This window comes from Shewanella sp., from assembly GCF_051658185.1.
GTDB lineage: Bacteria > Pseudomonadota > Gammaproteobacteria > Enterobacterales > Shewanellaceae > Shewanella.
On sequence record NZ_JBOFMC010000032.1, the window covers coordinates 1 to 2,224 of the forward strand.

2 protein-coding genes are annotated in these 2,224 nt (G+C 46.4%); both read left to right on the top strand.

From position 1 onward, the window contains the following. Positions 1-101 precede the first annotated feature (101 nt). Positions 102-884, top strand: a complete 783-nt coding sequence (locus tag ACRCZA_RS01305) for an MlaA family lipoprotein (protein ID WP_438672683.1) — start codon at positions 102-104, stop codon at positions 882-884. A gap of 122 nt (positions 885-1,006) precedes the next feature. Continuing rightward, complete coding sequence (locus ACRCZA_RS01310; RefSeq protein ID WP_438672684.1) at positions 1,007-2,110, top strand: response regulator; 1,104 nt, start codon at positions 1,007-1,009, stop codon at positions 2,108-2,110. Positions 2,111-2,224: the final 114 nt, after the last annotated feature.

Genomic DNA, 2,224 nt, shown 5'->3' on the forward strand with positions numbered 1-2,224 from the left:
GAGTGATGCCATAGCACCTAAGCTGCTTGGCAAAAACGCGCTATCGCATCGGCATTTCAATACCGTAACTTATCGCCGTAAATTTACTTTAAGAGAGCATTATGAAGTTGAAATGGATAGGGTTATTTTTAGGATGTGCGCTGTTGCCCCAAGCCAATGGAACAGAAGTGCCTGCTTCCGATGCAACTCCACAGCCAACCTCCGCGCCGGTCACCATTACCTATGATGATCCAAAGGATCCGTTTGAAAGCTTTAACCGCACCATGTGGGATTTTAACTATCTGTATTTAGATAGATATCTTTATCGCCCGATCGCGCACGGTTATAACGATTACCTCCCAAGACCGGTAAAAACGGGCATCAATAATGTGTTAGAAAACCTCGAAGAACCCAGTAGCCTAGTGAACAACACGCTGCAGGGCAAATGGCGATGGGCCGCCAATGCTGGCGGGCGTTTTACAGTCAATACCACCATTGGCCTGCTCGGTATCATCGATGTCGCCGATATGATGGGGATGCCCCGCAAACAAGACGAATTTAGTGAGGTGTTAGGCTATTACGGCGTTCCAAATGGCCCCTATTTTATGGCCCCGTTTGCAGGGCCCTATGTGGTGCGCGAACTCGCCTCGGATTGGGTTGATGGTCTATACTTCCCCCTGTCTGAGTTAACCATGTGGCAAACAGTGATCAAATGGGGCGTCAAAAGTCTGCATTCGAGGGCCGCGGCAATTGATCAAGAAAGACTCGTGGATAATGCGCTTGATCCCTATGCCTTTGTGAAGGACGCGTATTTACAACACGTTGACTATAAAGTTTACGATGGTGATGTTCCGCAAAAACAAGATGATGAGTTGCTCGAACAATACATGCAGGAGCTTGAGTAAACCTATGCACTGTACTTGGTTGCCAAGGGCTTAATGGCAACACAGTTTTTATCGTATCGTATGATGCTTCCGATGTACTGATTGAGATGTCGCTTACTCGATGAATTTATTCTGGAATTTTTATGGCGTTAAATGATGTTTCAGTACTTTTGGTCGAGGATGACCCTGTTTTTCGGCAAATTGTCGCTACGTTTTTAATAGCGCGCGGGGCCGCTGTTGTCCAAGCCTGTGACGGTGAGCAAGGCTTAGGGTTATTTAAGCAGCAACGATTTGATATTGTGCTAGCCGATTTGAGCATGCCTAAGCTCGGTGGCCTCGAGATGCTTAAACAAATGACGGCACTTGAGCCACTGATCCCCGCGATTGTGATATCGGGTAATAATGTGATGGCCGATGTGGTGGAGGCGCTGCGTATTGGCGCTTGTGATTACTTAGTGAAGCCCGTGCCAGACTTATTTATTATTGAGCAATCCATTAAACAAGGTTTACAAGCAAGCCACCAGGGTGAGCCTAGCATCGATGAAATGGATGCCTTATCCCACCAAGAACTCGATGCAAATCTTGCTCTGCTAGAGCAAAGTGTGGAAGCTGCCAAGCAAGTGCAGCAGCAATTATTTCCTGCCTCTCATATTCGTTATCCCGCAGTAAAAGTCGATTACAGCCTATTTAAAAATAGTGATATCAGCAGCTATTTTATTGACTCGACGCAGGTGGGGGATAATCACTTTATTATGTATATGGCCCACCTTCACCCTGAAAATAATCGGGCTGCATTTGGGTGTGTGTTATTACGCAGCTTTTTCAATCAAAAACTGAAAAGTTATCGAACGGGGCAGAGTAGTACCCTTCTTGAGCCATTCCACATGCTGAGCTATTTGAATGAACGCTTAGTAAAGTCAGGGCTCGATATCACCGTCGATATTATTTACCTTGTCATTGACCTGACCAAGTACCGAGCAGCGATTGCCCAATCGGGTAAGGGATTGCGGTGCTATTTACGTAATAGTGAAGGATTAAGTCCATTAGCCCTTGCGGACAGTGTGTCATTAGGTGCGCGAACTTGGGATAAGCCTGTCACCCAGTTCCGTACGATTTTACCCCATGAGCGCCTCTGCATCGCGACTCAAACTGCTGACCACAAACAATTATTATTGAGCGATGCCTTTACTGGTTTAACGTACAACGCCCAGCTCCCCGCCGGCGGCTTTATTCAGCTGACGCTGTAGATGCCATGACGATAACTAGAGTTGCTCAATTGAGTTACTTAATTGAGTTATTTAATTTAGTTGTGAGAACTTGCGCTGTCATCACTTGCGTTGTAAAACCGTGCAGCATGCAAG

What these genes read in the sequence shown, in the direction of transcription:
- ACRCZA_RS01305 (WP_438672683.1), top strand. Translation starts at nt 102, where the DNA reads ATGAAGTTGAAATGGATAGGGTTATTTTTAGGATGTGCGCTGTTGCCC.
- ACRCZA_RS01310 (WP_438672684.1), top strand. Translation starts at nt 1,007, where the DNA reads ATGGCGTTAAATGATGTTTCAGTACTTTTGGTCGAGGATGACCCTGTT.